The sequence below is a fragment of the Stenotrophomonas sp. genome (assembly GCF_050737075.1).
Taxonomy (GTDB): Bacteria; Pseudomonadota; Gammaproteobacteria; order Xanthomonadales; family Xanthomonadaceae; genus Stenotrophomonas.
On the sequence record NZ_JBOHXV010000047.1, the window covers coordinates 1 to 2,500 of the forward strand.

Sequence of the window (2,500 nt, forward strand, 5' to 3'; positions counted from 1 at the left end):
GGGTATAAACCCTGGCGATGACCTACTCTCGCATGGCTTGAGCCACACTACCATCGGCGCAGCTGCGTTTCACTTCCGAGTTCGGGATGGGATCGGGTGGTTCCACAGCGCTAATTTCACCAGGGAGGCTTTTGGAGTGTCGCCGCAGGTCGTGTCTTTGCAAGGAGCGGGCACGTGTGTGCCGGCTTTACAAAGAGACGCGCCTGAGCGCCTGCCTCTCGTTTGGTCTTGTGACGTAGCGTGCACTTGGGATCTATCGACATGTCATGTCGGCCAAGGCAACTTGAGGTTATATGGTCAAGCCACACGGATCATTAGTATCAGTTAGCTCAATACATTGCTGTACTTACACACCTGACCTATCAACCACATAGTCTATATGGTTCCTTCAGGGGGCTTGTGCCCCGGGAGATCTCATCTTGAGGCGCGCTTCCCGCTTAGATGCTTTCAGCGGTTATCGCTTCCGAACATAGCTACCCGGCAATGCCACTGGCGTGACAACCGGAACACCAGAGGTTCGTCCACTCCGGTCCTCTCGTACTAGGAGCAGCCCCTCTCAAATCTCCAACGCCCATGGCAGATAGGGACCGAACTGTCTCACGACGTTCTGAACCCAGCTCGCGTACCACTTTAAATGGCGAACAGCCATACCCTTGGGACCGACTACAGCCCCAGGATGTGATGAGCCGACATCGAGGTGCCAAACACCGCCGTCGATATGAACTCTTGGGCGGTATCAGCCTGTTATCCCCGGAGTACCTTTTATCCGTTGAGCGATGGCCCTTCCATACAGAACCACCGGATCACTAAGTCCTAGTTTCCTACCTGCTTGATCCGTCGATCTTGCAGTCAAGCACGCTTATGCCTTTGCACACAGTGCGCGATGTCCGACCGCGCTGAGCGTACCTTCGAGCTCCTCCGTTACTCTTTAGGAGGAGACCGCCCCAGTCAAACTACCCACCATACACGGTCCCCGACCCAGATAATGGGCCCAGGTTAGAACGTCAAGCACGACAGGGTGGTATTTCAAGGATGGCTCCACCACAGCTAGCGCCATGGTTTCATAGCCTCCCACCTATCCTACACAGACGAACTCAACGTTCAGTGTAAAGCTATAGTAAAGGTTCACGGGGTCTTTCCGTCTTGCCACGGGAACGCTGCATCTTCACAGCGATTTCAATTTCACTGAGTCTCGGGTGGAGACAGCGCCGCTGTCGTTACGCCATTCGTGCAGGTCGGAACTTACCCGACAAGGAATTTCGCTACCTTAGGACCGTTATAGTTACGGCCGCCGTTTACTGGGGCTTCGATCAAGAGCTTCGCCTTGCGGCTGACCCCATCAATTAACCTTCCAGCACCGGGCAGGCGTCACACCCTATACGTCCACTTTCGTGTTTGCAGAGTGCTGTGTTTTTGATAAACAGTCGCAGCGGCCTGGTTTCTGCGGCCCTCTTCAGCTATAGCTCGCATGAGCCACCAAAAAGGGCGCACCTTCTCCCGAAGTTACGGTGCCATGTTGCCTAGTTCCTTCACCCGAGTTCTCTCAAGCGCCTGAGAATTCTCATCCTACCCACCTGTGTCGGTTTACGGTACGGTCTGCGTAAGCTGAAGCTTAGGAGCTTTTCCTGGAAGCGTGGTATCAGTGACTTTGTCTTAAAGACTCGTCTCGGTGCTCGGTCTTAAAGGATCCCGGATTTGCCAAAGATCCAAACCTACCGCCTTTCCCCCGGACAACCAACGCCGGGTACACCTAACCTTCTCCGTCCCTCCATCGCACTTACGCGAGGTGCAGGAATATTAACCTGCTTCCCATCGACTACGACTTTCGTCCTCGCCTTAGGGGCCGACTCACCCTGCGCCGATTAACGTTGCGCAAGGAAACCTTGGGCTTTCGGCGTGCGGGTTTTTCACCCGCATTATCGTTACTCATGTCAGCATTCGCACTTCCGATACCTCCAGCAGACTTCTCAATCCACCTTCAACGGCTTACGGAACGCTCCTCTACCGCGTACATATAAATATGCACACCCCAAGCTTCGGTTCACTGCTTAGCCCCGTTAAATCTTCCCCGCAGACCGACTCGACCAGTGAGCTATTACGCTTTCTTTAAAGGGTGGCTGCTTCTAAGCCAACCTCCTGGCTGTCTGTGCCTTTCCACATGGTTTTCCACTTAGCAGTGAATTTGGGACCTTAGCTGTGGGTCTGGGTTGTTTCCCTTTTCACGACGGACGTTAGCACCCGCCGTGTGTCTCCCATACAGTCCGTCTCGGTATTCGGAGTTTGCAATGGTTTGGTAAGTCGCGATGACCCCCTAGCCATAACAGTGCTCTACCCCCGAGAGGATACATATGAGGCGCTACCTAAATAGCTTTCGAGGAGAACCAGCTATCTCCGGGTTCGATTAGCTTTTCACTCCTAATCACAGCTCATCCCCGTCTTTTGCAACAGACGTGGGTTCGGGCCTCCAGTACCTGTTACGGCACCTTCACCCTGGCCATGA

General features: G+C 54.0%; 2 rRNA genes (1 of these 2 cut by a window edge). Both read right to left on the reverse strand.

Annotation, left to right across the window (positions count from 1 at the left end):
- Positions 1-9: 9 nt before the first annotated feature.
- Positions 10-124: ribosomal RNA gene (gene rrf, locus ACREPD_RS12480) — 5S ribosomal RNA — on the reverse strand.
- A 169-nt stretch (positions 125-293) separates the two neighbouring features.
- Positions 294-2,500 (reverse strand): 23S ribosomal RNA (locus tag ACREPD_RS12485); it runs 672 nt beyond the window's last position.